Here is a 26648-nt window from a genome sequence, read left to right on the forward strand (position 1 = left end):
TTCCATCAAGGCCAGGGAGCAGCGTTCTCAACCGTAGGCCGGATACATTGACGCAAAACGTTCTTCTGACGTCGGCAAAGACAGCTTGCAAAACCGGGGCAGACCATACATTTTTTAAAATGACCTTCTCGCGCTCGAGGCGCTCAATGCGCGCCTCCAGCTCCTGGATACGCTGCTGATCTGCGGTCATGGCCTTGCCTTGCGGCGTGATGCCCTGGCGTTCCATCTGAAGCTGCTGCACCCACCGACGCAGCACCGACTCGGCGACGCCGACCGAGCGACTCGCCTCGATATGGCTGTAGCCCTGGTCGAGAACCAGGCTGGCAGCCTGCTGCTTGAATTCGGGGGAAAACGAACGACGTTGCTTGGCCATCAGACACCTCTCCACAGCGAGCATTCTCGCCTAAGTGAGTGTCCGGATTCATTAGACCACTACACTATGACCCCAGCATAGGAACAGAGCGATGGCAGAGCGAACGATCCCCCCCCGATTTTCCGCGCGAAACACCGCTGGCATCCGTGCCCGGTGCGCACCCAAAGCTGGCGGCGCGGTTGGTCAACGGTAAGTACATCTCTGGGCTCACAGACGAGGAGTGGCTGGAGAGATACGACGGCTGCGAGGATCTAGCGCAGCAGTGGGTCATCTACTGCACACGCAAGGTTGCAGAGAATCCTGCATTGACCCACGAGCGCTGCCTGACAAACGTGCGTAAAGGGTTCGCGCTGAAAGTGCAGAGGGGGGAGTGGGATCTTTCAGAGCCAGAGCAAGATTGGGTCGTGACGCGAGCGCGGGAGCTTCTCGGCTGGTGAGTAGATCGCTACCCAGCAACGCAACGCGAACCCGACACCGCGATCATGACGGCGCTCAAAGTTCACGAAGTTTCGATCTTGACCTTCAACGGCCACGGGCGCGGCAAAAAGATAACGAGGCGCGTCCAGGTTCGGCGGAGGAGGGACCCCCCGGGGCCGGTGGAGCGCCGCGCGCAGGTATGCAAGGAAGGCGACCGGGGTCGAGCAGCGCTGGACCACCGCTGGTTTCTCGAAGAGCAGATCACCTCGTCGCCGCTCAAATGCGCGCACTCTGATACGCTACCGCCAAAGCTAAACCGACTTGGCGGCATAGGCCGCCTCCAAGGCAGGAGAGGGATGTCGAAGAAGTCATTAAGCAGGAAGACTGACGGCGTGATGGAACGCGCGACGCCGAGTCTGGAACCGGGCGATGTCCTCAAACACCTGCATTTCAATCCGGCCGAAGGGCTCATTTGGCTGGAAGACCGTCGGATGGTCTTGCTGCATGTGGAGTCGCTCGGTGCGCTGCGGCAGGAGTTCATCCTGAACGTCGGTATGGAGGCGACGCGTGGATTGCTGACGCGTTTTGGCTATACCGCCGGCTGCCGCGACGCGGAGCTCGCACTGAAGCTACAGCCGGCCGGCACCTCTGTGGAGCAGCTACTCATCAGCGGCGGCTATTTTCATGCCCTTCAAGGCATCGTCAGCCCGCCGATCGTGCTGACGCAGGAGGTCGATATCGAGAAGGGCTCCTGCCATATCGACTTCTACTGGAAGAACAGCTACGAAGACCAATCACATATTGAGGCGTTTGGCATTGGCGGCTCGCCCGCGTGCTGGATGGAGACCGGCTATGCGTCCGGCTTTCTCAGTACTTGTCTGGGCAGGCGCATTCTCGTGCGAGAGGTCGAGTGTCGGGCCATGGGTGCGGATGTATGCCACTGCATCGCGCGCCCCGTCGAGGACTGGCCGGATGCGGAGCTGGATCTTGCCTACTACGAACCCCGCCCCTTCAGTTTCGCGCCGCAGGTGCCATCAGCGCGCCCCGCTGAACGGGCAATCCCGATCGGGAAGGGGGACGGCTCCCGCTTCAGCAACGATGAGGGGGTGATCGGCGCCTCTGTGGCCTTCAACACCGTTATGCACAAGATTCAGCGCGTAGCATCGACGACGGCGACCGTCCTCTTGCTCGGTGAGAGCGGTGTGGGCAAGAGCGCATTTGCCAGGCAGGTGCGACGCCTCAGTGCACGCGCGGACAAGCCATTCCTCGAAATCAATTGTGCGGCGATTCCCGAGTCGTTGATGGAGGCGGAACTCTTCGGTGTCGAGCGTGGTGCGTACACCGGGGCAGGGGAGGCGCGGCCGGGGCGATTCCAGGTGGCCGATGGCGGCACGCTCTTCCTTGATGAGATTGGCAGCTTGCCAATGACGGCGCAGGGCAAGCTTTTGCGGGTGCTCCAGACCGGTGAGTTCGAGGCTCTCGGCAGTGCGGTGACCAAGAAGGTGGACGTACGTATCATCGCCGCCACCAATGAGAACCTCTGGGCTGCCGTAAATGAGGGCCGCTTTCGCGAAGACTTGTTCTATCGCCTGAATGTGTTCCCGATCCAGATTCCGCCGCTGCGAGAGCGACGCGACGACATTCCGCTGCTGCTGGAGCATCTGCTGCGCAAGTACAGCGAGCGCTACGGCCGGCGCATCTCAGGCGTGACAGCGCAAGCGTTGCAGATTCTGCTGAGCTATCGGTGGCCCGGCAACGTGCGGGAGTTTGAGAACGTGATTGAGCGCGGCATCATCTTGGGCGAGGACGACCAGCCTCTGGGCTACCACCAATTGGTGACCGTCGACAGCGAGATGGGCGCGCACGGCCCGATGGCGCTCAATGAACTGGGCTTGTTGACGGAAAAGCGGGACTACGACCTCGACGATGCGTCGCCGGAAGCGGGGCATGAAGCGGAAGCGCTGAATGTCTGGGCGGAGGGCATCGTTGCGCGCTCGCAGGTGTCGATGGCCTTCATCGAGAACACACTGGTCAAAGCCGCTTTTAAAGCGGCGCAAGGCAACTTCACCAAGGCAGCCGGTTTGCTCGGGATTACGCGGGCACAGCTGTCCTACCGGATCAAGAAGATGGAGGAGGATGGCGCGTCGCTGTACTGACACGCTGGCGCCCTAGCGTGCCCAGTCTGCTTGCCCATGCCCGGAAGCGTTTGCGCTTACCGGGCATAATGAGATGGTCACCCCCACCCTACGAGCGGGTAACGCTGGTAGGGTGTTTTTCTTTGTGGAGGCCATCATGCAGAACGTCACGCTGGTTGGAATCGATCTGGGCAAGCACACGTTTCACCTTCACGGCCAAGATCGACACGGTAAGGCTGTGTTTCGCAAGAAGGTGGGGCGCGAGCAGTTGATCGAGTTTTTCGCCACGTTTCACGCCTGCACGGTGGTCATGGAGGCTTGCGCTGGCGCGCACCATATCGCTCGCAAGCTGGCGACGTTTGGACACCAAGCCAAGCTCATTTCGCCCCAATTCGTGCGACCTTTCGTCAAAGGCAACAAGAACGATTTTGTGGATGCCGAGGCGATCTGCGAAGCGGCATCGCGCCCGTCCATGCGGTTCGTCACACCTAAGACGGAGTCGCAGCAAACACTGTCAGCCCTGCATCGGGTCCGTGAATCGCTGATCCGCGACCGCACAAAGGCCGTCAATCAGATCCATGGGTTCCTGCTTGAGTTCGGCATCAGTCTGCCGGTCGGCATGGCGGCCATCACGCGGCTGCCGGCCGTTCTGGCCGAACATACGTTGCCCCCGCGCCTGGTCGCCATCCTTGAGCGATTGCACGCGCACAACAAGTACCTCAGTGAACAGATTGGCGAGATCGACAAGGAATTGCGGCAGCAGCTCGCTGACGACGATCTCGGTCAGCGCCTGTTGTCGATTCCCGGCGTGGGGCCGATTACCGCGAGCGTGCTGGCGGCCGAGATGGGCGATGGCAAGCAGTACGGCTGCAGCCGCGATTTCGCGGCTGCGCTCGGACTTGTGCCGCGCCAGTACAGCACTGGCGGCAAAGCCCACCTGTTGGGCATCAGCAAGCGAGGCGACAAGAACATCCGACGCCTGCTGGTGCAGTGCGCGCGTAGCTACATGATGCGCTTGGAGCGCCAGAGCGGTCGTCTTGCCGACTGGGTGCGCAACATGCTGGCGCGGCGGCACTCAAACGTGGTGGCCTGTGCCTTGGCCAACAAGCTGGCGCGCACCGCGTGGGCATTGACGACCCACAACACCGCCTTCAAGAAGGAAGTGAGCACCATAGCTGCTTGAGCCCAACCTACTCACTTCCGTTTCCCTGAAGTCAACCCATCTGGTTTTGCGACTGCTGAAGATTTGATGACGTGAACGGCACACCGGCCTGACGGACACCCTGGTAAAACAATCGGCTCTTGAAGCCGAGGGCGTTTTAAGGACCGTCAGGCGCGACTCTCATCGTGGCGCGGGGAGCTCGTCCCCACATTGACGCCGGATAGATTTAGGCAAGCCAACCACACCATCGAACATCATGGTTGCAAAAGTGGGGGTGACCATAGATTTTGTTTTTTTGTTGCTATGCAGCTTGAGAAAATTCTCAAGCGGAACAGCGCCGAGAATTCAGCTTCCTCAGAAATTTAGCAACTGATTCGCTTAGGACGCGCGACCTCTCAGGGCGATGCGAGTCCTTGTCTTCAGAAAAAACCTCGCTGTATCAAGTACATGCCTATCGGCCCGGCGCGTCATCCGACGCTTGCCGGAGGTCTTGGCACGCCCATTGCAGATAGGGGGTGTCGCCGCAAGAAAACGGCAGATTTTCTCAACCTAAGAACAATGCCTGCCGGTGACCGCACTGCCAGGTGAGAGCAAGGAGACAGCATGTCGGAAATTTCGGCCCTCGGTTACGTTGTCCTGAACGTGAGCGACCTTGGTCAGTGGGAATCATTTGCCACCAACATCTTAGGCCTGCAGAGCGGCCGCCGTACGGACGGCGCGCTGGCATTGCGAATGGACGAGTGGGCGCAGCGCATCCTTTTGGAACACGGGGATGACGACGATCTGGTCGCACTCGGGTGGCACTTCGACACCCAGGAGGCGTTGCAGGACTACGTGAAGGGCTTGCGTACGTGCGATGTGGAAGTCGTCGAGGGTAGCCGCCAGCTCGCAGAATCTCGTCAGGCCGAGGCCGTCTTTTATTGCAGCGATCCGGAGGGCTTTCGTCATGAGTTCTTCTGCGGCCCGACCCACGCGCCGATGTCGCAACCGTTCCGCTCTTCCGTACTCGTTGGCAAGGGGTTCGAGACGGGGCGGCTGGGCGTAGGGCATGTCTTCGGTGTCTCGCGCGATTACGCGGGTGCCGTCAGATTCAGTACCGAGGTGCTCGGCCTCAAGGTCTCTGACTATATCCGCGACTCCGAGACCATTCCTGGTGTGACGGTGGATTCCACCTTCTTCCACGTTGCCACTGGCCGTCATCACTCGTTCGCCACGGCCAGCATGCCCTTCCCGAAAAAAATGCACCACCTGCTGCTGCAGGTGCAGTCGCTCGACGATGTCGGCCTGGCCTACGACCGGGTGCGCAAGGCTGGCGTGCCAGTGCTGATGGAAATTGGCCACCACCCCAACGACGGGATGGTGTCGTTCTACTGCATGGCGCCATCGGGCTTCGCCATTGAGTTTGGCTGGGGCGGCATCGTGATCGACGACGACGCCTGGAACATCCGCAACTACACGCAACTGAGCGACTGGGGGCATCGCCCGCCGCCTTCGACGCCGGCATGACTGCGGCGCGTGAGTACTGATCAATTCTTCGATTTCACAAACACAACCTATCCCAAAGGGAGACCTCCATGAGCCTGTGGCTTGATTTCTTGGGTGCTGAGATTCGCTATGTCAAGACCAGCTTCGGTTTGATCCGCATCGCTGAAGCCGGCAAGAATAATCCGGAAGCACTGTTCCTGATGCACGGCATTGGCGGGCACATCGAAGCCTACGCGAAGAACGTCGTGGCCTTGTCCGACACGTTTCACGTGATCGCACTGGACTTCATCGGCCACGGCCTGTCGGAGAAGCGCGAAGACGTTGAGTACACACCCATTACCTACGCCAAATTGCTGGCCGAATTGATGAACGTGATGGGCATCCGCTCCGCACACATTTCAGGCGAATCGCTTGGTGGCTTCGTGGCGGGCGTTTTTGCGGCCATGTACCCGGATCGTGTCAAGCGGCTGGTGCTGAACACCGCCGCCGGCATTCCCGTGGTGACGGAAAAGGGCCGCCAGGACCTGCGCGACCTGGATGAGCTGAACCGCAAGAATTTCGGCAAACCGCCTTCGATGGAGAGCATCCGCCTGCGCATGCAATGGCTGATGCATGAGTCGAACTGGCACCTGCTGGACGACGAGTTGATCGGCAGCCGGCTTGCGTTGTACAGCCGCCCAGATTTCCAGAAGACGGCACCGCTGGTATTCGCGCTGGTTCGGCGCCATCACGAAATGGAAGAGACCGGCGCGGTGATGCAGCCGCAAGACTTGCAGTGCGAGACGCTTTACCTGTGGACACGGTACAACCCCGTCCATGACGTCGCCTCCGCCGAAGCCGCATGTGCGCGCACGCCCAAGGGGCAGCTCTACGTAATGAAGGCCGATGCCGCGCACTGGCCGCAATACGAAGCGCCGGATGAGTTCAACACCGTCATGCGCACGTTCTTGACCACGGGTCAGTGCTGAGACCAACAGAACCAAGGAGACAACAAAGTGGGCGTCGTTGTGGAAAAGAACATTGCCGTGCCCAGCACGGAAGAACTGGTGCAGCGCGCGCGGGCCATGATTCCGTGGCTGCGCGAGCAGGCGGAGAGTGTGGAAGAGAACCGCGCCGTGCCGCCGTCCACCGTGGAAGCATTCCGCCGTGCCGGCTTCTTCCGGATCCTGCAGCCGGCCGCCTGGGGCGGCTATGAGATGAACCCCGAATCGTTCTATCGCGTGGTGATGGAGGTCGGTCGCGGCTGCCCTTCGAGCGGGTGGACGCTGGCGATCCTGGGTATCCATCAGTGGGAGTTCGGCAAGATGGATCCGCGCGTCGGCGAGGAAGTGTGGGGGAGCGATCAGGAAGTGCTGGTCAGCTCGTCCTATGCGCCGCTTGGCAAGGCACGCAAGGTCGAGGGCGGCTGGATGCTGTCCGGCAAGTGGCCGACCTCGAGTGGTTCCGAGCATGCGCCCGGCGGTGCCTTCCTCGGTGCACGTGTGTATGACGAACAGGGCGACTTCCGCGACCTGCGTTCGTTCCTGGTCAAGCGTGAAGACTATGAGCTGATCGACGATTGGCATGTGGTGGGCCTGTGCGGCACCGGCAGCAAGAGTCTGAAGATCAAGACCGAAGCCTTCGTGCCGGAGCATCGATCGCATAGCTTCCTCGACTATCAGCTGGGCCATGGGGCGGCGACCTACCAACTGCCGTTCAACCAGGTGTTCTCGGGTGTGATTTCGTCAGCGATCGTGGGCTTTGCGCAAGGCATGGTCGACGTTTTCATCGAGCACACCAAGCCCAAGCAGAACCAGTTTGCGCTGGGGCCCAATCCGGCCAAGAACCCGTTCGTCCAGGAAAAACTGGGCACCGCCATGCTCCAGATCCGCTCTGCGCGTGGCCGCATTCTGCAATGCACGCAAGAGGCCTGGGCCTATGCCGAGCGTGGCGAACTGGTGCCGTTGGACGTGCGCGTGCAGCAGTTCCTGGACGTGCAAGCGACGGGCAAGGACTGCTTCTCAGCAGGCCACATGCTGTTCAAGAAGAGCGGCGCCCGCGGCATCTTCCTCAATACGCCGATGCAGCGCCAACTCCGCTCGCTGCTGGCCGCGTGCAACCACATCACCCAAAACGAAGACGACTTCTCCGCCATTCTCGGCGCGTTCATGCTGGGTGAACCGATTCCGCCGGGCGTGTTTGGCGTGCCCGCTCCCATGCAAACCTGATCAGGATCAGCGCTTCTCCCGGGGAGGGGAAAAGCGCCAAGCTGACCACCCGCCGTGGTGGCGCACAAACATAGAGAAGGTCCGGGTTCATGGACCAACAACCAGAAGACTGGTGGAGGAAGACATGAAGAAGCCTAAGGCACGGCGCAGCGTGAACGCTGTGAGCCCGCTGTTTCTCGCTTCTGTTGCCATGCTGTTCGGCGGCAAGAGCGCGCACGCCTTCGAGATGGAGGGATGGTCGGACATCAAGGCGCGTTGGGATAACACGATCAAGTACACCGGCGCGTTTCGCCTGAAGTCCGCAGATACCAACGTGGCCAATCAGAACGGCATGCAGCCCAACACCGATTTTGGCGATCTGGGCAATCGCAACGGACTGATCAACAGCCGCTTCGATCTGCTGTCCGAGTTGGACGTGAAGTATCAGAACATTGGTTTTCGTGTTTCTGGCGCGTACTGGAACGACAGCCGATACACGCGTGGGGCCAACGACTTCAACACCCCGGTGCCGAATACGCAGGCAGCGGCTGTTGGTGGTGCCAACAACGCCATCCCCCATGGCACCGCGCGGACCATGGGCGAGCGTGCTGACCTGATGGATGCGTTCGTCTTCGGTCAATTCGATATCGGCGAGCACAGCCTGACGTTGCGTGCCGGCCAGCACACGCTCCTGTATGGCGAGTCGCTGTTCCTTGGCATGAACGGCATTGCCGCCGCACAGGGGCCGGTCGATGCAATCAAGGCGCTGTCGCTGCCCAATACCCAGTTCAAGGAGATTGCGCTGCCGGTGCCGCAAGTTTCCGGCAGCTTCTCGATTGCGCCGGACATGAGCATTGGCGCCTACTACCAGTTCGGCTGGCGGGCCAACCGCATTCCCGCTGCCGGCAGCTACTTCAGCGCAGCCGATTTTGTTGGCGATGGCGCCGACCTGTTGCTGCTTCCGCCGGCAATGCAGCAGGCGCTCGGTGCGCCGACGCCATTTGCCACGCGCGGCCCCGACGCCAAAGGGCGCAACAGTGGCCAGTTCGGCATGCAGTTCCGGTTCAAGGTCGGAGATGTCGACTACGGCCTGTACGCCGCCCGCTATGACGACAAGAGCCCGATCCCGGTGTTGAATGTTCCGTCGATCGCGATGGGCGGTGGCAACTATGGCAGCGGCACGTACAACCTGATGTATGCGCGCAAGATCGACGTGTATGGGGCGAGCTTTTCCACGGTCGTGGGCGAAACCAACGTGGCCGGCGAGATTTCCACGCGCCGCAATGTGCCGCTGGTGGTTCCCGGTGATTTGATCATGAGCAGCAACCCGGCTGCCGACAATGATCGGAACACACCCTACGCGCGTGGCAACTCGCTGCACCTGAACCTGTCGGCCATCAGCGTGTTGAGCGGCAACGCGCTGTGGGGCGGCGCCAGCCTAGTGGGCGAGCTTGCCTACAACCGCTTGCTGGATATCAGTTACCGGCCCGTCGTGGCACCGGGCCTGCCGGATCCGGTCAGCTCGACCAGCACGCGCGATGCCGCCACCCTGCGTGTCGTGTTTACGCCGACGTTCTTCCAGGTCTGGCCCAACGTCGATGTCGACGTGCCGATCGGCATCGGCTATGGCCTGTTCGGCCGTTCTGCGGTTGTGCACATGGCCCCTGAGCATGGCGGCGATCTGTCGCTCGGCATGGTCGCGACCATCCATCGCAATGTGAAGTTGGGCCTGAACTACACCCACTTCTTCGGTGGCGGTGGTTCCGCTCCGTCCCTGTCCACCGGTCCAACGCCGACCTATGCCTCGTACCAGCAGTTCTACAAGGACCGGGACTTCATCGCGCTCACGTTGCAGACCACGTTCTGACACCCACAGATACCAAAACTCCAGGAGACCAGCATGACGCAGTACAAGCAGATGGCCGCAGCCATCGCCATTGCTACGCTCGCGACAAGCCCCACGTGGGCCGCCGTTTCCGCCGACGAGGCGGCACAGTTGAGAGCGACGCTAACCCCGTTGGGTGCGGAAAAGGCAGGGAACAAGGACGGCACGATCCCAGCCTGGAGCGGTGCCTACTCGGCCGCGCTGCCCGGCGCAGGCAACGGCAAGTATCCGGACCCGTTTGCTAGTGAGAAGCCGGTGCTGCAGATCACTGCGCAGAACATGGGCCAGCATGCGGGCAAGCTGACCGAAGGCACCATGGCACTGCTGAAGAAGTACCCGACGTTCCGGGTCGACGTTTATCCGACACACCGCACTGCCGGCGCGCCGCAATGGGTGTACGACAACACGTTGAAGGCAGCGACCACTGCCAAGCTCACTGACAACGGCATGAGCTTCGAGGGCGCATGGGGCGGTATTCCGTTTCCGATTCCGAAGAGCGGCAACGAAGTCATGATGAACCACCTTGTTCATCCGACACCACCGGCGTTTGACAGCGTGTCGCGCAACTTCGTCGGGACTTCAGACGGCCAGCACAGCATGGCGTCCAAGACGCAGCTCTCGAATCTGGCCTCGTACTGGCAAAAGGACGGTAGCGCGGACAAGTACAACAAGGTCTACCGCTATGTGCGCTTCGAAACCGTCGCGCCAACGTTCAAGGCTGGCGAGGCCGTGGTGGTGCACGACTCTCTGGACGTAGCGCAGGACCCGCCGGCATGGCAGTACCTGGTCGGCCAGCGCCGCGTGCGTCGCGCACCCACCATCGGCTACGACACGCCTGACTTCATTGCCTCGGGTGCCAACTACTTTGACGAGGTGTATGGCTTCATGGGGCGTCTCGATCGCTACAACTGGAAGCTGGTCGGCAAACAGGAAATCTACGTTCCGTACAACAACAACCGATTCTTTGCCGCAGGCGAGGAGAAGGCCCTCGTGCCGTTCCACACGAATCCGGATGCGGTGCGGTGGGAGCTGCACCGGGTTTGGGTGGTCGAGGCCACGCTGGCACAGGGCAAGCGCCATGCCGTACCGAAGCGCCGCCTTTATATCGATGAGGATAGCTGGAGCGTGCTGACGATGGACGGCTATGACGCCGAAGGCAAGCTGTGGCGCGTCTCGCATGTGATGAACCAGGTCGTCCCTGAAGCAGGCGGTGCGCTCGATTCCAGCTGCGCGGTGGTCTACAACCTGCAGGCAAATAGCATGTCGGTGATCCAGTACGTGGATAGCCTGAAGCTGGTCAAGCCGCGCCCGGTGAGCTACTTCACCGGTGACGCGTTGAGCAACGCCGGCGCACGCTGATGCGAGCGGCCGCCTGGCGGTGATCCGGCAGGCGGCACGCCCCGCGCAGCGCAACGTCCCGCTGAAACTCCATGATGTGTAATCCCATGACGATGTTGAATATGCCAGCCCGCCGACTTGGCTGGTTTCTCCCACTGGCCGTCGCCTGCTGCCTTGGCAGCGCGAAGGCTGATGTACTCGATCAGCCTGCTGTGGCATCGGAGAGGGCAGCCACGCTCGTGCAACTGTCCGTGGCCCGTGCCGGCAGCCGCCTTGTTTCTGTCGGTGAGCGCGGCGTCATCCTGCTTTCCGATGACAACGGTCACCACTGGCGGCAGGCGAAGGTGCCCGTATCCGCAGCGCTGACGCGTGTGCGCTTTGTCGATGAAAAGAATGGCTGGGCAGTCGGCCACAGCGGGGTGGTATTGGCCACCCACGACGCCGGCGAGAGTTGGAGCAAGCAGCTCGATGGCATGAGAGCCGCACGACTCGAGCTGGATGCTGCCAGGCGCGAGGACGGCGATGCTTCGCGCCGTGCCGCCGATGCCAGTCGACTCGCTGAGGACGGCGCCGACAAACCCTTCCTCGACGTGCAATTCTCCGACGCACAGCATGGCATGGTGGTGGGCGCCTACGGCATGGCATTCCGGACCGAAGACGGCGGCCATAGTTGGTACTCCGTCATGGGGCATCTTGCGGCAGCGGACGCACGCCACCTGTATGCCATCGTCAAGACGCCAGATGCGCTTCTGCTACTGGGCGAGCAGGGAACCGTGCTCGCGTCCGCAGACGGTGGCAATCACTTTGGTCGCGTCGGCTTCCCGGGCAAAGGCACGGTCTTTGGTGCGGTGTCTTCCGCTTCGGGGCGGATCCTTCTGGCCTACGGCCTGAAAGGCAACGTCTTTCGCAGCGCAGATGCCGGCGCGAACTGGGAGCGGGTGGAGCTGCCGCCGGTTTCCATCATGGCTGGCGCACGCCTTGATACGGGCGGCTTTCTGCTGGTGGACGAATCCGGCCAGATCTACCTTGGCGACAACGAAGGCCGCCAGTTCCACGTAGTGCAGCGCAGGGCGCCGATGACGGATATCACACTCACCGTGGATGGCGCGCTTGTCGGCAGCAGTGTGCGTGGTCCAGTGCGCTTCACGGCCGGCGGCGATAAGGAGGTGCGCAAGCTATGAGCCACGTTCCGACAAGAGATACGCCGCCCGTTATTCGGGACCTCACGGGCTTTGATCGGCAATCCGGCTCCTTGATTGAGCGCCTGCTGTTCAACCACCGCGCGGCAGTGATCGTGTTCTGCTTGCTTGTCACTGCCGTTCTGGGTTTCCAGGCCACTCGACTGACGCTTGGGGCGAGCTTCGAAAAGATGATTCCGGCCAAGCATCCGTACATCGCCAACTATCTGGCCCACAAGGCAGATCTGGGCCAGGGCAACGTGTTGCGTATCGCGGTGGAGAACACGCGGGGCACCATCTACGACGCCAACTACCTGGAGACGTTGCGCAAGATCAACGATGAGGTGTTCCTGCTGCCCGGCGTGGACCGCCCCTTCATGAAGTCATTGTGGGCGCCCGCCGTGCGCTGGCTCGGTGTGACGGAAGACGGCCTGGACGGCGGCCCCGTGATCGACGACAGCTACGACGGATCACCGCAAGCCATGCGCAAACTGCGCGCAAACGTAGAGCGCTCCGGTGAGATCGGCAGCCTGGTGTCACCCAATTTCCGCTCCAGCATTGTGCTGGTACCGCTGATGGAGGGCGCAGACGGTGCTGGGCAGCGGTTGGACTACCGCCAGTTGAGCGACAGGATCGAACAGATCCGCGCCCGATACGAGAGCGACAGCATCAGAATCCATGTCACCGGCTTCGCCAAGATCGTCGGTGACCTGATCAGCGGCCTGCGGCAGGTTCTATTGTTCTTTGCCGTGGCGATTGCCTTCTGCACCGCAGTGCTGCTCTGGTACACACGTTGCTGGCGCAGCACCTTGCTGGTGGTGTCCTGCTCGCTGGTGGCGGTGATCTGGTTGCTGGGCGTGCTGCCGACCATCGGCTTCGAGCTGGATCCGTATTCCATCCTGGTCCCGTTCCTGGTGTTCGCGATCGGGATGAGTCACGGCGCGCAGAAGATGAACGGCATCATGCAGGACATCGGCCGCGGTACGCACCGGCTGGTGGCGGCGCGCTATACCTTCCGCCGCTTGATCCTGGCCGGCCTGACCGCGCTTCTTGCCGACGCCGTAGGCTTCGCGGTACTGATGGTCATCGATATCCGCGTGATCCAGGATCTGGCCATCACCGCCAGCATCGGCATGGCGGCGCTGATCTTCACCAACCTGATCCTGCTGCCGATCCTGCTGTCGTACACGGGTGTGAGCGCAGCCGCGGCGCAACGCAGCCTGAGGGCCGAGACGGATAGCACGCAGGCTGCTGCACACCGCAAACACGCGCTGTGGGCGTTTCTCGATCGCTTTACGCAGCGCAGATGGGCCGGCACGGCATTGCTCGTCGCCTTGATGCTCGGATCGATCGGCTTTGCCGCCAGCCTGCGTCTGAAGATCGGCGACCTCGATCCTGGGGCGGCGGAGCTGCGCCAGGATTCGCGCTACAACCGCGACAACGCCTTCATGACGCAGAACTACGCGGCGAGCAGCGACATCTTCATCGCCATGCTGAAGACGCCGCCCGGCGAATGCGCCAGTTACGCCAATCTCATCAAAGTGGACGCATTGGCGTGGGAACTGCAGCAGTTGCCCGGCGTGGAGTCCACCAACTCGTTGGCGGCGGTGGCCAAGAAGATTGCTGTCGGCATGAACGAAGGCAGCATGCTCTGGTACGAGATTCCGCGTTCGCAGAGCATGATCAACCCCATCGTGACGCGCGCCCCGCGCGAGGTCTTCAACCAGCGCTGCGACCTGCTGTCGGTCTACATCTACCTGAAGGACCACAAGGCCGACACGCTGTCGGCAGTCGTGGCTGCAGTTGAAGACTTCGCCCGGCGCAACGACAGCAAGGACGTGAAGATCCTGCAGGCTGCCGGCAACTCCGGCATCGAGGCGGCCACCAACATTGTGGTGAAGACCGCCAACACACAGATGCTGCTGCTGGTGTATGCGGCGGTGATTTTGTTGGCCTTCATCACCTTCCGATCCTGGCGGGGCGTGGTCTGTGCGGTGCTGCCGCTCATGCTGACTTCGGTGCTGTGTGAAGCGCTGATGGTGGCGCTCGGCATCGGGGTGAAGGTGGCCACGCTGCCGGTCATCGCACTGGGCGTGGGCATCGGCGTCGATTACGCGCTCTACATGCTGACCGTGATGCTGTCCTTCCTGCGAAAGGGGGAGAGCCTGTCGCGGGCCTACTACCAGGCGTTGCTCTTCACCGGCCGCGTGGTCGTGCTCACCGGCGTCACGCTTGGGCTGGCGGTGGCGACGTGGGGTTTCTCTCCGATCAAGTTCCAGGCAGACATGGGCATCCTGCTGGCCTTCATGTTCCTTTGGAACATGCTGGGCGCGCTGATCCTGTTGCCGGCGCTGTCCCATTTCCTGTTCCCCCAGGGCGAGCGCCCCGTACCTGAGCAGGACGCTGCCTCACTGCAGCCGGTTGAGCCGACGTCATCGGCATCGTGAAGACCTAGGAGCGTATCGATGGACCAGCCAATCAACCAGCGCCTGGACTGGACGCCAAACCTCGCATTGCAGGCGTTGCCCTCCGTGAGCGCACAGGAGCATCGCACCGGGCTGCGCAACCTTGCCGCGGCGGTGAACATCATCACCGCCGGGCATGAGGGTGCACGCGCCGGGCTGACGGCCACGGCAGTGGTTTCCGTGACAGCCGAGCCGCCACGCCTGGCCGTGTTCGTGAACAAGAACGTGGTCGCAGCGGACATCATTCTGCGCAGTGGCGCGCTATGCGTGAATGTTCTGTCCGGCCCCCAGGAAGCCGTGGCGAAGGCCTTTGCCGGCATGGTCGAAGGCGTCCATGGCGACGAGCGTTTCCGGCATGGGAGCTGGAGCACGATGGTGACCCATTCACCGGCCCTCGACAACGCGCTCGTCAATTTCGACTGCCGTGTGGTCAAGGTCTATGACGAAAGCACGCACCACGTGTTTTTGTGCGAAGTGCTTGCGACCCGAGGTTGCATCGATGAAGACGCATTGGTCTACATCAACGGCGCCTTCAGGCAGATCCCGCACTGAGCGCCGCCAACCATTTTCAACAAGAAAGATTCCGGTATGAACCAACAACTGATCGCGGAGATCGCGTACCGCCTGCGCGAAGCAGAAGCCACGCGGACCCCATGCCCGCCTGTTCGCGAACTGATCCGCGAAGCGACCAGCGACGCCGACCTCATTGAGGCAGCCTACGCCGTGCAGGCCTGCAACACGCAGCATCGACTCGGTACCGGCCGGCTGGTCGGCCGCAAGATCGGCCTGACTTCGGTGGCCGTGCAGAAACAGCTGGGGGTGGATTCGCCAGATTTCGGCATGCTGTTCGCGGACATGGCCGTCGGCGACGGAGAGGAAATCGCGTTGTCCCGCACGCTCCAGCCCAAGGCCGAAGCCGAGATCGCGCTGGTGCTGGAGCGTGATCTGACGCACGAGAAGCACACCTTCGCAGACATCATCGGCGCCACGGCCTACGCCGTTGCCGCCATCGAGATCGTCGGCAGCCGCATCGCCAACTGGGACATCACGCTCGCCGACACCATCGCCGACAACGCGTCGAGCGGACTCTTTGTGCTGGGTTCCCGGCCGGCGCGCCTGCGCGAACTCGATTTGGTGAACTGCACCATGGCGATGGAACGCGCAGGCCAGCAGGTGTCCGCCGGTACCGGCGCTGCCTGCCTCGGCAATCCGCTCAATGCCGCGGTATGGCTGGCTGACATGATGGTCAGGAGGGGCTCGCCACTCAAGGCAGGCGATGTGCTGATGAGCGGAGCCCTCGGTCCCATGGTTCCGGTCAAGGATGGAGACCGTTTGGTGGCCCGGATCGAGGGCCTTGGCGACGTGCGTGCCGTGTTCTCGGAATAAGGTGCCAGAGGCAATGATGATTGAAGACAGCAAGAAAATCCCGGTCGCCATTATTGGGTCCGGCAACATCGGCACCGACCTGATGATCAAGGTGATGCGTCATGCCGAGCATCTGACGATGGGGGCGATGGTCGGTATCGATGCCGCGTCGGATGGTCTCGCGCGGGCCGCACGGCTGGGCGTGCCGATCACGGCGCAAGGTATCGATGGGCTGCTCGGGATGCCGAATTTCGCCAATATCGGCATCGCCTTTGACGCGACCTCTGCGGGCGCGCATGCGCGCCACAACGCGTTGCTGCAGGCTCACGGCGTGCGCGTGATTGATCTGACGCCCGCAGCTGTCGGTCTTTATGTCATCCCGGTCGTCAACCTCGATGCGCACCTGGATGCACCCAACATCAACATGGTGACCTGCGGCGGGCAGGCGACCATCCCGATGGTGCGCGCTGTGTCTCGCGTTGCCACAGTCCATTACGCGGAGATTGTCGCGTCGATTGCCAGCAAGTCCGCGGGCCCCGGCACGCGGGCGAATATCGACGAATTTACGGAGACGACGTCACGGGCCATCGTCGAGGTCGGTGGCGCGCGGCACGGCAAGGCCATCATCGTGCTGAACCCCGCTGAGCCGCCACTCATCATGCGCGACACGGTCTACTGCCTGGCCGAGCTCGATGCCGATCAGGACGCGATCCGTGAATCCGTGCGCGACATGGCAGCCAGTGTTGCCGAATACGTGCCGGGTTACCGCCTGAAGCAGGCCGTGCAGTTCGAGCGCTTCGAGGCTGACCGGGCGCTGAACGTGCCGGGCATTGGCCGGCAGGCCGGCCTTAAGGTGTCGATTTTCCTCGAGGTCGAAGGCGCAGCGCATTACTTGCCGGCCTATGCCGGCAACCTCGACATCATGACCAGCGCAGCGCTGGCAGCCGCGGATCGGCTGGCGGCCGTCAAGCTCGGTATCTAAGCCTCGAAGGAATTCCCATGTTCGACAAGACCAAAAAGATCTACGTCTCCGATGTCACGTTGCGCGACGGCATGCATGCTATCCGCCATCAGTACTCGCTGGAGCAGGCTGTGCGCATTGCGCGTGCGCTGGATGAGGCAGGCGTGGACAGTATCGAAGTCGCTCACGGCGACGGCCTGCAGGGTTCGAGCTTCAACTACGGCTTCGGTGCTCACACCGACCTCGAGTGGATTGCCGCAGTGGCTGATGTGCTGAAGCACGCCAAGGTGGCCACGCTGCTACTGCCCGGAATCGGCACCATCCACGACTTGAAGCACGCCTTCGACGCGGGCGCCCGCATCGTGCGCGTGGCCACGCACTGCACCGAGGCCGACATCTCGAAGCAGCACATCGAGTATGCACGCCTGTTGGGCATGGATGCCGTGGGCTTCCTGATGATGAGTCACATGACTACGCCGCAACACCTTGCCGAACAGGCAAGACTGATGGAGAGCTACGGAGCGCAATGCGTGTACGTGGTGGACTCCGGCGGCGCTCTGAACATGTACGACGTCGCTGACCGCTTTAAGGCCTTTAAGGATGTGCTGAAGCCCGAGACGCAGACGGGCATGCATGCCCACCACAACCTGTCGCTGGGCGTGGCCAATTCGATTGTGGCGCTGGAGCACGGCTGCGATCGTATCGACGCCAGCCTGACCGGCATGGGCGCGGGCGCAGGCAACGCGCCGCTGGAAGTGTTCATTGCTGCGGCGGACCGCATGGGACTTCACCACGGCTGCGACGTCAAGAAGCTGATCGACGCGGCGGAAGACATCGTGCGGCCGCTGCAGGAGCGTCCTGTTCGTGTCGATCGCGAGACACTGGCACTCGGTTACGCCGGCGTGTATTCCAGCTTCTTGCGCCACACCGAAGCCGCTGCGCAGAGGTATGGCCTATCGGCCTTCGACATCCTGGTCGAGCTGGGCAAGCGACGTATGGTCGGTGGACAGGAAGACATGATCGTCGATGTGGCGCTGGATATGCTGCAACGGCGCGATGCTGGTGACGCCCGACGGCATTGAATTGCGCGTTAGGCTTGAGAAGGCGCTCGCGTGATATCGGTCACGCCCCGGTCCGCGGCACGGCGCAGACATTCCAGCATGGCCGACACGGCCGAGCGTTTCATGCCGTCGTCTCGCCAGTACATCGATACCGAACCAAAACCGGCCAGCCGTAGCGGCACGATGCGCAAGGCGCCGAGCTCTTCCAGTCGGCGTGCCGTGCGGTGGGAAGCCACGCCCACCATATCGCTGTTGTTGAGCAATGTGAGGTTGAGCACCGTTGAGTTGCTCTCCACGCAGTCGGCTGGTAGCGCGCGGTCGGCGCTGGCAAGTGCGGCCTCCAGCGCGGTGCGGATCGGGGTGCCGCGCGGCCAGATGACCCAGCGGCAGCGCTGCAGGTCGTCCCAGTCGATGTCGCGGGCCAGCACGAGCGGGTGACGCGGTCGCACAACGAAGTGGATCGGTTCCATGTAGAGCGATTCGGAACGAACCTGGGCATCCTGCAGTTCGGGGGCAGAGCGCCCCACCACGATATCGAGCTCGCTACGCACGAGCAGCCCCATCAGCCGGTCCATGGTGGTTTCGACCAGCCGAACCTGCGCTTTGGGCAACTGCTGCATCAGTTGCAGTACCGCCAGCGGCACGGTATCGGAGGCCGATGCGCCGGATGTGCCCACCACCACCAGGCCGCTGCCGCCTTCGCGCATGGCCTGCAGGTCGTCGCGCGCCACGTCGAGCTGTGCTTCGATGCGGCGCGCATGCTCGATCAGTGCTTCGCCGTAAGGGGTAGGCCGCAGCCCGCGCGCTTGGCGCTCAAACAGCGGCAGGCCGATGTCTTCTTCCAGGTCTTTCAGCCACTTGGAAAGCCCTGGCTGGGTGGTGTTCAGAAGGGCCGCCGACTGGCTCATGTTGCCGGTCTCGGCCAGGCTGAGCAGCATCTGGAGATTGCGCAGGCGCAAACGCTGGGTCCAATCCACAAACGTCACCTATACGAAAAAACGTATTGAGCAGATCAATTGATAATTTCAAATCTTATAGCCAGACACGTATAACACCAAATAACAAAGCGACACTTGATGAAGTGCTCGCCAGAAGTGATGGAGACAGCATGTCAGAACACGATCCGAAAGCCGCGCGTGCCGCCTATTACGAACGCATTGCCAGCAGCCATATGACCCCGCTGTGGGAGTCGCTCCATTCGCTGGTGCCGCGCGAGCCGCAGCCGCGCATCACGCCGGCCATCTGGAAATACTCGGAAGTCCGCCCGCTGGTAATGCAGGCCGGCAGCATCATCAGCGCGGAAGAGGCGGTACGCCGCGTGCTGGTGTTGGAGAACCCGGGCTTGCCCGGCAAATCGAGCATTACATCGACGTTGTACGCGGGCCTGCAGCTGATTCTGCCGGGCGAGATCGCGCCAAGCCATCGGCACACGCAGTCGGCGCTGCGCTTTATCGTCGAAGGCAGGGGCGCATGGACTGCCGTCAACGGCGAGCGCACCACCATGCATCCCGGCGATTTCATCATCACGCCGTCGTGGACGTGGCACGACCACGGTTGCCCGAGCGTTGATGAAGGTGGCGAGCCGGTGGTATGGCTCGATGGCCTGGATATTCCGCTCGTGCAGCAATTCGATGCGGGTTTTGCAGAGAACTACCCCGAGACGCAGCAGCCTGTCACGCGTGTAGAGGGGGACAGCTTTGCCCGCTTTGGTCACAACATGGTGCCGGTGCGACACCGCGTGACCGACCCGACCTCACCCATCTTCAGCTATCCATACGAACGCTCGCGCGAGGCGCTGGACCAGCTTTACCGCAACGGCGAACTCGACGCCTGGGATGGCGTCAAGCTGCGCTACGTCAACCCGGCAACAGGCGGATGGCCGATGCCGACCATCGCGACCTTCATGCAATACCTGCCTGCGGGCTTTGCCGGCAAGACGTATCGGAGCACCGATGCCACCGTCTATTGCGTGGTTGAGGGGCGCGGCACAGCACGCATTGGCGACGCGCAGTTCCAGTTCGAGCCTCGAGATGTGTTCGTCGCCCCGTCGTGGGCGCCGGTGCAGCTGGGTGCCCTCGAAGATGCGGTGCTGTTCAGCTATTCCGATCGGCCCGTTCTGGCTGCCCTGAACCTGCTGCGCGAAGCGCGCACGTAGTCCCCCACCGCTGATTGTCCCTGCGGCGCGCCGTACGGCACCGCCGCTGGCCTCGTTCACCCTAACGATTCGACTGAGTCACCATGAGCTACGTTTTTACGCCTCCTGCTATCACTGCTGTTCCGGTTGCCGGGACCGATGCACAGTTCGCTGTACGGCGCGTCTACTGCGTCGGCCGCAATTATGCTGCGCACGCTCGCGAAATGGGTTTCGATGACCGTGAGCTGCCGTTTTTCTTCTGCAAGCCCGCAGACGCCATCGTGCCCGTCGCCAACGGGCAGACCCTGGAGCTGCCGTACCCACCGCAAACGCAGAATTACCACTATGAAGCCGAGCTCGTGGCGGTCATCGGAAAATCCGGCGCTGATATCGCCGTGGATGACGCACTCGACTACGTTTGGGGCTACGCCGTGGGCTTGGACATGACCCGCCGCGATCTGCAGATGAAGATGCGTGAGATGGGGCGTCCGTGGGAGATCGGCAAAGCCTTCGACGTCTCCGCGCCGATGGGCCCGATTCATCCCGCAAGCACGCTCGGTCACCTGCAGCAGGCCGGCATCTGGCTGACCGTCAACGGCGAAACCAAGCAGCGTAGCGATGTCTCGCACCTGATCTGGTCGGTAGCGGAAACGGTGGCCTATCTCTCGCAGTTCTTCCGTCTTGAGCCGGGCGATGTGATCTACACCGGCACACCGGAGGGTGTGGGGGCGGTCAAGTCGGGCGACAGTATCGTGACTGGCGTCGATGGTCTGGGCGAGTTGAAGGTCCGGGTTGTCTAAGAGGCCGCGCCATGCAGCTCTATAGTTTCTTTAACAGCTCCACGTCGTACCGCGTGCGAATCGCATTGACACTCAAGGGGCTGCCGTATGACTACCTGGCGGTCAACATCCGCACAGGCGAGCACCGCACGACGGAGTATGTGCAGCACGTCAGTCCATCGGCTGCTGTACCGGCGCTCGTAGACGGCGCGCTACAGGTGAGCCAGTCGCTGGCAATCATTGATTACCTCGATGTGGTCTATCCGGAGCCGCGGCTGATCCCGCTTGACCCGGTACAGCGTGCTCGCGTGCTGGAGCTGTCCAACGCCATCGCTTGCGACATCCACCCCATCAACAACCTGCGCGTGCTGCGTTACCTGCAGGATGTGCTGAAGGTAACGCCAGAGCAGAAGGAGGCGTGGTACCGCCATTGGATCCATGAGGGCATGACGGCCGTCGAACGCCTCCTTGTCCTGCATGGCCACGGGACATGGTGCTTTGGTGATTCCCCAACCCTCGCCGACGTGGCGCTGGTCCCGCAGATTGCCAACGCCTTGCGGATGGGGTGTCAGATGGATCGGTTCGAGCGTGCGATGGCCGTGCACGCGTTCGCCAGCGCACACCCGGCCTTCGCGCAGGCTGCCCCGATGCAGCAACCCGATTACACGTCCTGACGACACGATCGCAGGTGACAGGAGACCAGCATGAACACCACACGTAACGCCAGCCGCAAGGTTTTGATCATCGGGGGCGGGATCGGCGGATTGGCAGCGGCGCTCGCATTGGCACGCAAGGGCATCCGCATCGAACTGCTCGAGCAAGCAGAGCAGATTGGGGAAATCGGCGCCGGGATTCAGCTTGGCGCCAATGCGTTCGCCGCGCTCGATGCACTGGGCGTGGGGCAGGCCGCACGCGATCGCGCGGTCTTTACCGATTACCTTGAGATGCGGGACGCCATTGACACGCACACCATTGCCCGTGTCGATGTGGGCCAGGCCTATCAGCAGCGCTTCGGCAATCCGTATGCCGTGATTCACCGTGCGGACATCCACCTGTCGATCTTCGAGGCGGTGCGCGACCATCCGCTGATCCAGTTTCACACTGCCACGCGGGTGGAGCGATTCGAGCAGGACGCCAATGCCGTGACCGTCATCGATCAACGTGGTGTGCGTTATACAGCGGACGCCGTGGTTGGCTGCGACGGCGTCAAATCCGCCATCCGCCAGGCATTGGTGGGTGACGAGGCGCGGGTGACGGGCCATGTCGTATACCGGGCGGTGGTTGGTGTGGCTAACATGCCCGTGGATCTGCAGGTCAATGCACCGGTGGTCTGGGCGGGGCCGCACTGTCACCTGGTTCACTACCCATTGCGCGGCGGCCAGCAATACAACCTGGTGGTGACGTTCCACAGCCGCGAGCGCGAAACATGGGGCGTTCGCGATGGAAGCAAGGAAGAGGTCCTGTCGTACTTCGAGGGTATCCATCCGATGCCGCACCAGATGCTCGACAGGCCAACCTCATGGAAGCGCTGGGCCACGGCAGACCGAGACCCCGTCGAGCACTGGAGCTTTGGCCGCGCGACGCTGCTGGGTGATGCTGCCCACCCGATGACGCAGTATGTCGCACAGGGCGCCTGTCAAGCCCTCGAAGATGCCGTCACACTTGGCGCCGCAGTGGACGCAGCCGACTCGGACTTTGAGCAGGCGTTTCGCCTCTATGAGGAAGCCCGCATCCCACGCACTGCCCGTGTGTTGTACGCGGCTCGCGACATGGGGCGCATCTACCATGCCAAGGGTGTGGACCGCCTCGTGCGAAACACGCTGTGGGCTGGACGCTCGCAGACGCAGTTCTACGACGCGCTGCAATGGCTCCATGGCTGGCGCGCAGAGCAGTGTCTGAGCCTCACGCCCTGGCTCTGACGAACGCAACCTTACCCCGCGTTACCACTTCCCACCAGCAGACGGAATCGGCAGCCAATGCAGCTGCTGGCCGCTTGTCGCCCAAACATGGCACAACGGAGGAGACAACATGCCTGCCAGCCTACCGCTGAACATCACGAAGTTCATCGACGAACACCCTTTGTCGCCTTTTCAGGTGACGATCGTCGTGCTCTGCTTTCTTGTCGTCGCAATTGACGGCTTCGACACGGCCGCCATCGGCTTCATTGCGCCCGCGATCCGGGCCGATTGGAATCTGGGTGCGGCGCAGCTCGCCCCATTGTTCGGAGCCGGCTTGGCCGGACTGATGGCCGGAGCGTTCGTATTCGGCCCTCTGGCGGATCGTCGTGGACGCAAGAGCGTGCTGCTGGCGTCTGTGCTGTTTTTTGGACTGGCCAGCCTGGCTTCCGCATGGTCGGGCACGCTGTGGGAGCTGGTGGTTTTGCGCTTCTTGACCGGGCTTGGCCTGGGCGGCGCGATGCCCAACGCGATCACGCTGACCTCCGAGTACTGCCCCGAGCGCAGGCGCTCCTTCCTGGTCACCACCATGTTCTGCGGTTTCACGGTCGGCTCCGCGCTCGGTGGTCTTGCGTCAGCCGCGTTGATCGACGCATATGGCTGGCGTTCTGTGCTGATCGTTGGCGGCATCTCGCCACTGGTGCTCGCATTGCTGCTTGCGCGGACGCTCCCGGAATCGATCCGCTTCCTAGTCATGGCGAATAGGCCCCCAGAACGCGTGGCTTTAGCGTTGCAGCGCATAGCACCGACCGCAGACCTGCGTGATGTGACCTTCGTCGTTGGCGAGGAGCGCGGCACGAAATCGCCCGTAAGCCGCCTCTTCGCACCCAAGCTCGTGCGCGGCACGCTGCTGTTCTGGCTCACCTTTTTCATGAGCCTGCTGGTGATCTACCTGTTGTCGAGCTGGCTGCCGACGCTGCTACGCGGGACCGGTTTGTCGCTGCGCACCGCGGCGCTGATTACGGCAATGTTCCAGATTGGCGGCACGGTGGGGGCCATCGTGCTGGGCTGGCTGATGGATCGCGTCAACCCGCACTATGTACTGGCTGCGAGTTATGCATTGGCGGGCGTCTTCATTGCCGCTGTCGGTAGCCTGGCTACTACGCCTTGGGCTGCAGCCACGGCAGTCTTCCTGGCAGGCTTCTGCATTTCGGGCTCGCAGGTTGGCGCGAACGCCTTGTCGGCCAGCTTCTATCCGACCGACTGCCGTGCGACTGGTGTGAGCTGGGCCAATGGCATCGGTCGGCTCGGCTCGGTCTTGGGTTCCGTTGGAGGCGCAACGATGCTGTCAATGGACCTTGGCATGCCTACCTTGTTTGCGGTGATTGGCGTGCCAGCACTGATTGCGGGAGCAACAATGTTATCGCTCGGCGTCGTGCGGAGAACCGCAGTGGAGCAGCGGATGGCTGCGACCTAACACACGCGCGGGGAACCGTTTGCGTTCCAACTCCCGATCGCGCCGCGCCTTGTCGGTCCCGTACCAGTAGAGCGCCAGTGGCCGATCACACGCATTTACGAAGGCAATGGCCTCGTCGACATCGGAACACCAGCGCTGGTTACTCTTGGCCACGGCGACTTTACCGTCGTGTCGGCGCTGTGGGCGCGGCGTCGGCCTGCGCTCAAGCAGCAGGCCGTGCACGCGCATGACCCGATAGGCCCGCTTGGCATTGACCGGCGCTTCGCATCGACGCTCCCGTTCGCGCCGCAGTCGGCCGCAGACCCGCCGGTAGCCGTAGCTCGGCAGGTCAGCGACGACGTGTCGGATTTCCTCAACCAAGCCAGCGTCATCCGTTTGCCGGGCCGAGCGCCCGTCGCGCCAATCTGCCGGCTGGGCGCGCTTGGCCGCCACGTTTGAGCGCGCTACGCCGAGGACCTCGCAAACCTGCTTCACTGGTCGTCCCCCGGCAACGATGGCGAGCGCGCTATCCACTTTTTTGCCCGACCGTATTCCACGGCTTCGCGCAGAATCTCGTTCTCCATCGTCTTCTTGCCGAGCATGCGCTGCAGCTCACGGACTTGTTTGAGCGCTTCGGCCAGCTCTGAGGCCGGCACCACTTCCTCGCCCGCACTCACTGCCGACAGGCTCCCCTCCTGGTACAGCTTGCGCCACTGGAACACCTGATTCGGATTCACGCCATGCTGGCGCGCCACCATCGAGACCGTCTTACCCGGCTCGAAGCTCTCCCTGACCATCGCCAGCTTCTCTTCCACCGACCACCGCCGACGGCGCTCCGGGCCCGTCAACACTTCCATCACTTCTTGGTTGCTGTTAGTCATAATCTATGGTCGCCCCCAATTTTGCAATGCAGGCTCTTGATGTTGTAGCGGGCTTGCTCAAATCTATCCGGCGTCGTATTGGGAACTTAGTCCCGCGCCACGATGAGAGTCGCGCCTGACGATCCTAAAAAACACATCGGCTTCGAGAGCCTTTATGACTATCGGGTTGTTCGTTCAGGCCGGTATGCCGTTTACGTCATCAAATTTCCTGCGATCGCAAAACCAGATGGTTGATCCAGACATCGACTTCTATTGTTTCAAGCAGGCAGCATCTGAACGTTGCTGGCAGTGAATGCGGTGTGCTTCGCAGCGATAGCCCATGCGACTCGAGCTAGCTTGTTGGCCAAGGCGCATGCCACAACGCTCGAGTGTCGCCGTGCCAATAGAGCTCGCACCCATTCAGCTAGCGCACCGACTCGTTTATCGACATCTCGCATATACGACCGCGCACATTGCACAAGCAGCCGCCGGATGTTCTTGTCTCCTCGCTTACTGATCCCCAGCAGATTGGCTCTACCGCCTGTGCTGTACTGCCGTGGCACGAGGCCGATCGATGCCGCGAAGTCTCGGCTGTTGCGATACTGCTTCCCATCACCCACTTCGGCTGAGAGTACGCTCGCGGTAATAGGCCCTACGCCAGGGATCGTCATTAGACGCTGCCCAAGATCATCGTCGGCAAGCTGACGTGCTAGTTCCTTGTCGATCTGCGCAATCTGTTCATCGAGATACTTGTAGTGGGTATGGAGGCGCTCGAGTATCGCCACGAGCTGCGGCGGAAGCGGATGTTCTGCAATCACGGCCGGCAGGCGCTTCATCACGGTGCTGCCCACCGGCAGGCTGATGCCGAACTCCAGCAGGAATCCATGTACCTGGTTTCCTGTGCACACCCTATCGCGCACAAACGAATCCCGGACACGGTGCAATGCCAATAGAACTTGCTGCGATTCTGTTCGCGGCGTGACAAACCGCATAGACGGTCGCGACGCCGCCTCGCAGATCGCCTCGGCGTCAGCGAAGTCGTTCTTGTTGCTCTTTACGAAGGGCCGGACAAAGTGTGGGGCGATCAATCGAACCTTGTGGCCAAAACCGCTCAGCGTGCGCGCCATGAAATGAGCGCCGGCACAAGCTTCCATCGCAATCGTGCACGCCGGAAAATTGGCAAGCAACTGAACCAGCTGCTTACGAGTCACCTTCCGGTGAAACACTTCCTTGCCGTTCCTATCCTGGCCGTGCAGATGGAACGAATGCTTGCCAAGGTCAATACCTACCAGCGCTACGTCTTCCATGATGGTTCCCCTTCGGTAAAGGCCTCCGTAGCGTACGCGCTTCGCGGAGGCGGGGGCGACCATCCCATTAACACAGTCGTATGCCTACCCGTTAGTTTAAGTGGGTGACTGTGTCCGGGGATTCAGGGGGCCGCTCCAGGTAGAGAAAACGAATCACTGGTTACCTATTGGAACAATGCGATACGAAAGCATACATTGGTGCATCT

20 protein-coding genes and 2 pseudogenes are annotated in these 26648 nt (G+C 61.9%); 18 read left to right on the forward strand and 4 right to left on the reverse strand.

The annotated features are described in order from the left end of the window. Positions 1-112: 112 nt before the first annotated feature. Positions 113-373: pseudogene (locus R2676_RS19810) on the reverse strand (transposase); the annotation flags it as partial. 482 nt (positions 374-855) lie between these two features. Here R2676_RS19810 and R2676_RS19815 point away from each other — a divergent pair. From R2676_RS19815 to dmpG, 13 genes are all read left to right on the forward strand, one after another. Further along, positions 856-2946, forward strand: a complete 2091-nt coding sequence (locus tag R2676_RS19815; RefSeq protein ID WP_316887397.1) for a sigma 54-interacting transcriptional regulator — start codon at positions 856-858, stop codon at positions 2944-2946. A gap of 136 nt (positions 2947-3082) precedes the next feature. Further along, positions 3083-4108: an IS110 family RNA-guided transposase gene (locus R2676_RS19820; protein WP_316887400.1), complete on the forward strand. Its 1026-nt coding sequence runs from the start codon at positions 3083-3085 to the stop codon at positions 4106-4108. A 582-nt stretch (positions 4109-4690) separates the two neighbouring features. After that, a complete protein-coding gene (locus R2676_RS19825) occupies positions 4691-5593 on the forward strand; it encodes a VOC family protein (RefSeq protein ID WP_316887402.1) in 903 nt (300 codons plus the stop codon). Between the two features lie 68 nt (positions 5594-5661). Next, positions 5662-6540, forward strand: coding sequence for an alpha/beta fold hydrolase (locus tag R2676_RS19830; protein WP_316887403.1), 879 nt, complete (start codon positions 5662-5664; stop codon positions 6538-6540). 27 nt (positions 6541-6567) lie between these two features. Beyond that, positions 6568-7779: an acyl-CoA dehydrogenase family protein gene (locus R2676_RS19835; RefSeq protein WP_316887405.1), complete on the forward strand. Its 1212-nt coding sequence runs from the start codon at positions 6568-6570 to the stop codon at positions 7777-7779. Positions 7780-7903: 124 nt separating this feature from the next. After that, entirely contained in the window at positions 7904-9625 is a 1722-nt protein-coding gene (locus R2676_RS19840; RefSeq protein WP_316887406.1) for a DUF1302 domain-containing protein, read from the forward strand. A gap of 33 nt (positions 9626-9658) precedes the next feature. After that, a complete protein-coding gene (locus tag R2676_RS19845) occupies positions 9659-11002 on the forward strand; it encodes a DUF1329 domain-containing protein (RefSeq protein ID WP_316887407.1) in 1344 nt (447 codons plus the stop codon). A 101-nt stretch (positions 11003-11103) separates the two neighbouring features. Beyond that, the gene (locus R2676_RS19850; protein ID WP_316887408.1) at positions 11104-12162 is read left to right on the forward strand and encodes a WD40/YVTN/BNR-like repeat-containing protein; all 1059 of its coding nucleotides are present in this window, start codon (positions 11104-11106) and stop codon (positions 12160-12162) included. Further along, entirely contained in the window at positions 12159-14606 is a 2448-nt protein-coding gene (locus R2676_RS19855) for an efflux RND transporter permease subunit (protein WP_316887409.1), read from the forward strand. Before R2676_RS19850 ends, R2676_RS19855 begins: the two co-directional genes overlap by 4 nt. A gap of 18 nt (positions 14607-14624) precedes the next feature. Further along, positions 14625-15176 carry a flavin reductase family protein gene (locus R2676_RS19860; protein WP_316887410.1) on the forward strand — a complete coding sequence of 184 codons (552 nt, stop codon included), beginning with the start codon at positions 14625-14627 and terminating at the stop codon, positions 15174-15176. A 36-nt stretch (positions 15177-15212) separates the two neighbouring features. Further along, positions 15213-16010, forward strand: coding sequence for a 2-keto-4-pentenoate hydratase (locus tag R2676_RS19865; protein WP_316887411.1), 798 nt, complete (start codon positions 15213-15215; stop codon positions 16008-16010). Positions 16011-16026: 16 nt separating this feature from the next. Continuing rightward, positions 16027-16971 carry an acetaldehyde dehydrogenase (acetylating) gene (locus R2676_RS19870; RefSeq protein ID WP_410482522.1) on the forward strand — a complete coding sequence of 315 codons (945 nt, stop codon included), beginning with the start codon at positions 16027-16029 and terminating at the stop codon, positions 16969-16971. Positions 16972-16988: 17 nt separating this feature from the next. Then, positions 16989-18032 carry a 4-hydroxy-2-oxovalerate aldolase gene (gene dmpG / locus R2676_RS19875; protein WP_316887414.1) on the forward strand — a complete coding sequence of 348 codons (1044 nt, stop codon included), beginning with the start codon at positions 16989-16991 and terminating at the stop codon, positions 18030-18032. A gap of 8 nt (positions 18033-18040) precedes the next feature. On the opposite strand, the gene R2676_RS19880 is transcribed toward dmpG, so the two are convergent. Beyond that, positions 18041-18988, reverse strand: a complete 948-nt coding sequence (locus tag R2676_RS19880) for a LysR family transcriptional regulator (RefSeq protein WP_316887415.1) — start codon at positions 18986-18988, stop codon at positions 18041-18043. Positions 18989-19119: 131 nt separating this feature from the next. On the opposite strand from R2676_RS19880, the gene gtdA reads away from it, so the two are divergent. From gtdA to R2676_RS19905, 5 genes are all read left to right on the forward strand, one after another. After that, positions 19120-20166 carry a gentisate 1,2-dioxygenase gene (gtdA, locus tag R2676_RS19885; RefSeq protein WP_316887416.1) on the forward strand — a complete coding sequence of 349 codons (1047 nt, stop codon included), beginning with the start codon at positions 19120-19122 and terminating at the stop codon, positions 20164-20166. 83 nt (positions 20167-20249) lie between these two features. After that, a complete protein-coding gene (locus tag R2676_RS19890) occupies positions 20250-20945 on the forward strand; it encodes a fumarylacetoacetate hydrolase family protein (RefSeq protein WP_316887417.1) in 696 nt (231 codons plus the stop codon). Positions 20946-20956: 11 nt separating this feature from the next. Beyond that, complete coding sequence (gene maiA / locus R2676_RS19895) at positions 20957-21598, forward strand: maleylacetoacetate isomerase (RefSeq protein WP_316887418.1); 642 nt, start codon at positions 20957-20959, stop codon at positions 21596-21598. Between the two features lie 30 nt (positions 21599-21628). Beyond that, the gene (locus R2676_RS19900; protein WP_316887419.1) at positions 21629-22843 is read left to right on the forward strand and encodes a 3-hydroxybenzoate 6-monooxygenase; all 1215 of its coding nucleotides are present in this window, start codon (positions 21629-21631) and stop codon (positions 22841-22843) included. 109 nt (positions 22844-22952) lie between these two features. Then, the gene (locus R2676_RS19905) at positions 22953-24296 is read left to right on the forward strand and encodes an MFS transporter (protein WP_316887421.1); all 1344 of its coding nucleotides are present in this window, start codon (positions 22953-22955) and stop codon (positions 24294-24296) included. A gap of 54 nt (positions 24297-24350) precedes the next feature. Here the strand turns inward: R2676_RS19905 and R2676_RS19910 are convergent. Continuing rightward, positions 24351-25132: pseudogene (locus R2676_RS19910) on the reverse strand (transposase); the annotation flags it as partial. Between the two features lie 281 nt (positions 25133-25413). Further along, positions 25414-26442 (reverse strand): IS110 family RNA-guided transposase, encoded by a 1029-nt coding sequence (locus R2676_RS19915; protein WP_316887423.1) that lies wholly within the window; start codon positions 26440-26442, stop codon positions 25414-25416. Positions 26443-26648 lie beyond the last annotated feature (206 nt).

Source organism: Ralstonia flatus, from assembly GCF_958439105.1.
Classification (GTDB): Bacteria; Pseudomonadota; Gammaproteobacteria; order Burkholderiales; family Burkholderiaceae; genus Ralstonia; species Ralstonia flatus.

Excerpts from the sequence above, each read along its gene's own strand:
- R2676_RS19865 (WP_316887411.1), top strand. The coding sequence starts at position 15,213 with ATGAACCAACAACTGATCGCGGAGATCGCGTACCGCCTGCGCGAAGCA.
- R2676_RS19860 (WP_316887410.1), top strand. The coding sequence starts at position 14,625 with ATGGACCAGCCAATCAACCAGCGCCTGGACTGGACGCCAAACCTCGCA.
- R2676_RS19855 (WP_316887409.1), top strand. The coding sequence starts at position 12,159 with ATGAGCCACGTTCCGACAAGAGATACGCCGCCCGTTATTCGGGACCTC.
- R2676_RS19840 (WP_316887406.1), top strand. The coding sequence starts at position 7,904 with ATGAAGAAGCCTAAGGCACGGCGCAGCGTGAACGCTGTGAGCCCGCTG.
- R2676_RS19850 (WP_316887408.1), top strand. The coding sequence starts at position 11,104 with ATGCCAGCCCGCCGACTTGGCTGGTTTCTCCCACTGGCCGTCGCCTGC.
- R2676_RS19830 (WP_316887403.1), top strand. The coding sequence starts at position 5,662 with ATGAGCCTGTGGCTTGATTTCTTGGGTGCTGAGATTCGCTATGTCAAG.
- R2676_RS19870 (WP_410482522.1), top strand. The coding sequence starts at position 16,027 with ATGATTGAAGACAGCAAGAAAATCCCGGTCGCCATTATTGGGTCCGGC.
- R2676_RS19820 (WP_316887400.1), top strand. The coding sequence starts at position 3,083 with ATGCAGAACGTCACGCTGGTTGGAATCGATCTGGGCAAGCACACGTTT.
- dmpG (WP_316887414.1), top strand. The coding sequence starts at position 16,989 with ATGTTCGACAAGACCAAAAAGATCTACGTCTCCGATGTCACGTTGCGC.
- R2676_RS19815 (WP_316887397.1), top strand. The coding sequence starts at position 856 with ATGACGGCGCTCAAAGTTCACGAAGTTTCGATCTTGACCTTCAACGGC.
- maiA (WP_316887418.1), top strand. The coding sequence starts at position 20,957 with ATGCAGCTCTATAGTTTCTTTAACAGCTCCACGTCGTACCGCGTGCGA.
- R2676_RS19905 (WP_316887421.1), top strand. The coding sequence starts at position 22,953 with ATGCCTGCCAGCCTACCGCTGAACATCACGAAGTTCATCGACGAACAC.
- R2676_RS19825 (WP_316887402.1), top strand. The coding sequence starts at position 4,691 with ATGTCGGAAATTTCGGCCCTCGGTTACGTTGTCCTGAACGTGAGCGAC.
- R2676_RS19915 (WP_316887423.1), bottom strand. The coding sequence starts at position 26,442 with ATGGAAGACGTAGCGCTGGTAGGTATTGACCTTGGCAAGCATTCGTTC.
- R2676_RS19890 (WP_316887417.1), top strand. The coding sequence starts at position 20,250 with ATGAGCTACGTTTTTACGCCTCCTGCTATCACTGCTGTTCCGGTTGCC.
- gtdA (WP_316887416.1), top strand. The coding sequence starts at position 19,120 with ATGTCAGAACACGATCCGAAAGCCGCGCGTGCCGCCTATTACGAACGC.
- R2676_RS19845 (WP_316887407.1), top strand. The coding sequence starts at position 9,659 with ATGACGCAGTACAAGCAGATGGCCGCAGCCATCGCCATTGCTACGCTC.
- R2676_RS19900 (WP_316887419.1), top strand. The coding sequence starts at position 21,629 with ATGAACACCACACGTAACGCCAGCCGCAAGGTTTTGATCATCGGGGGC.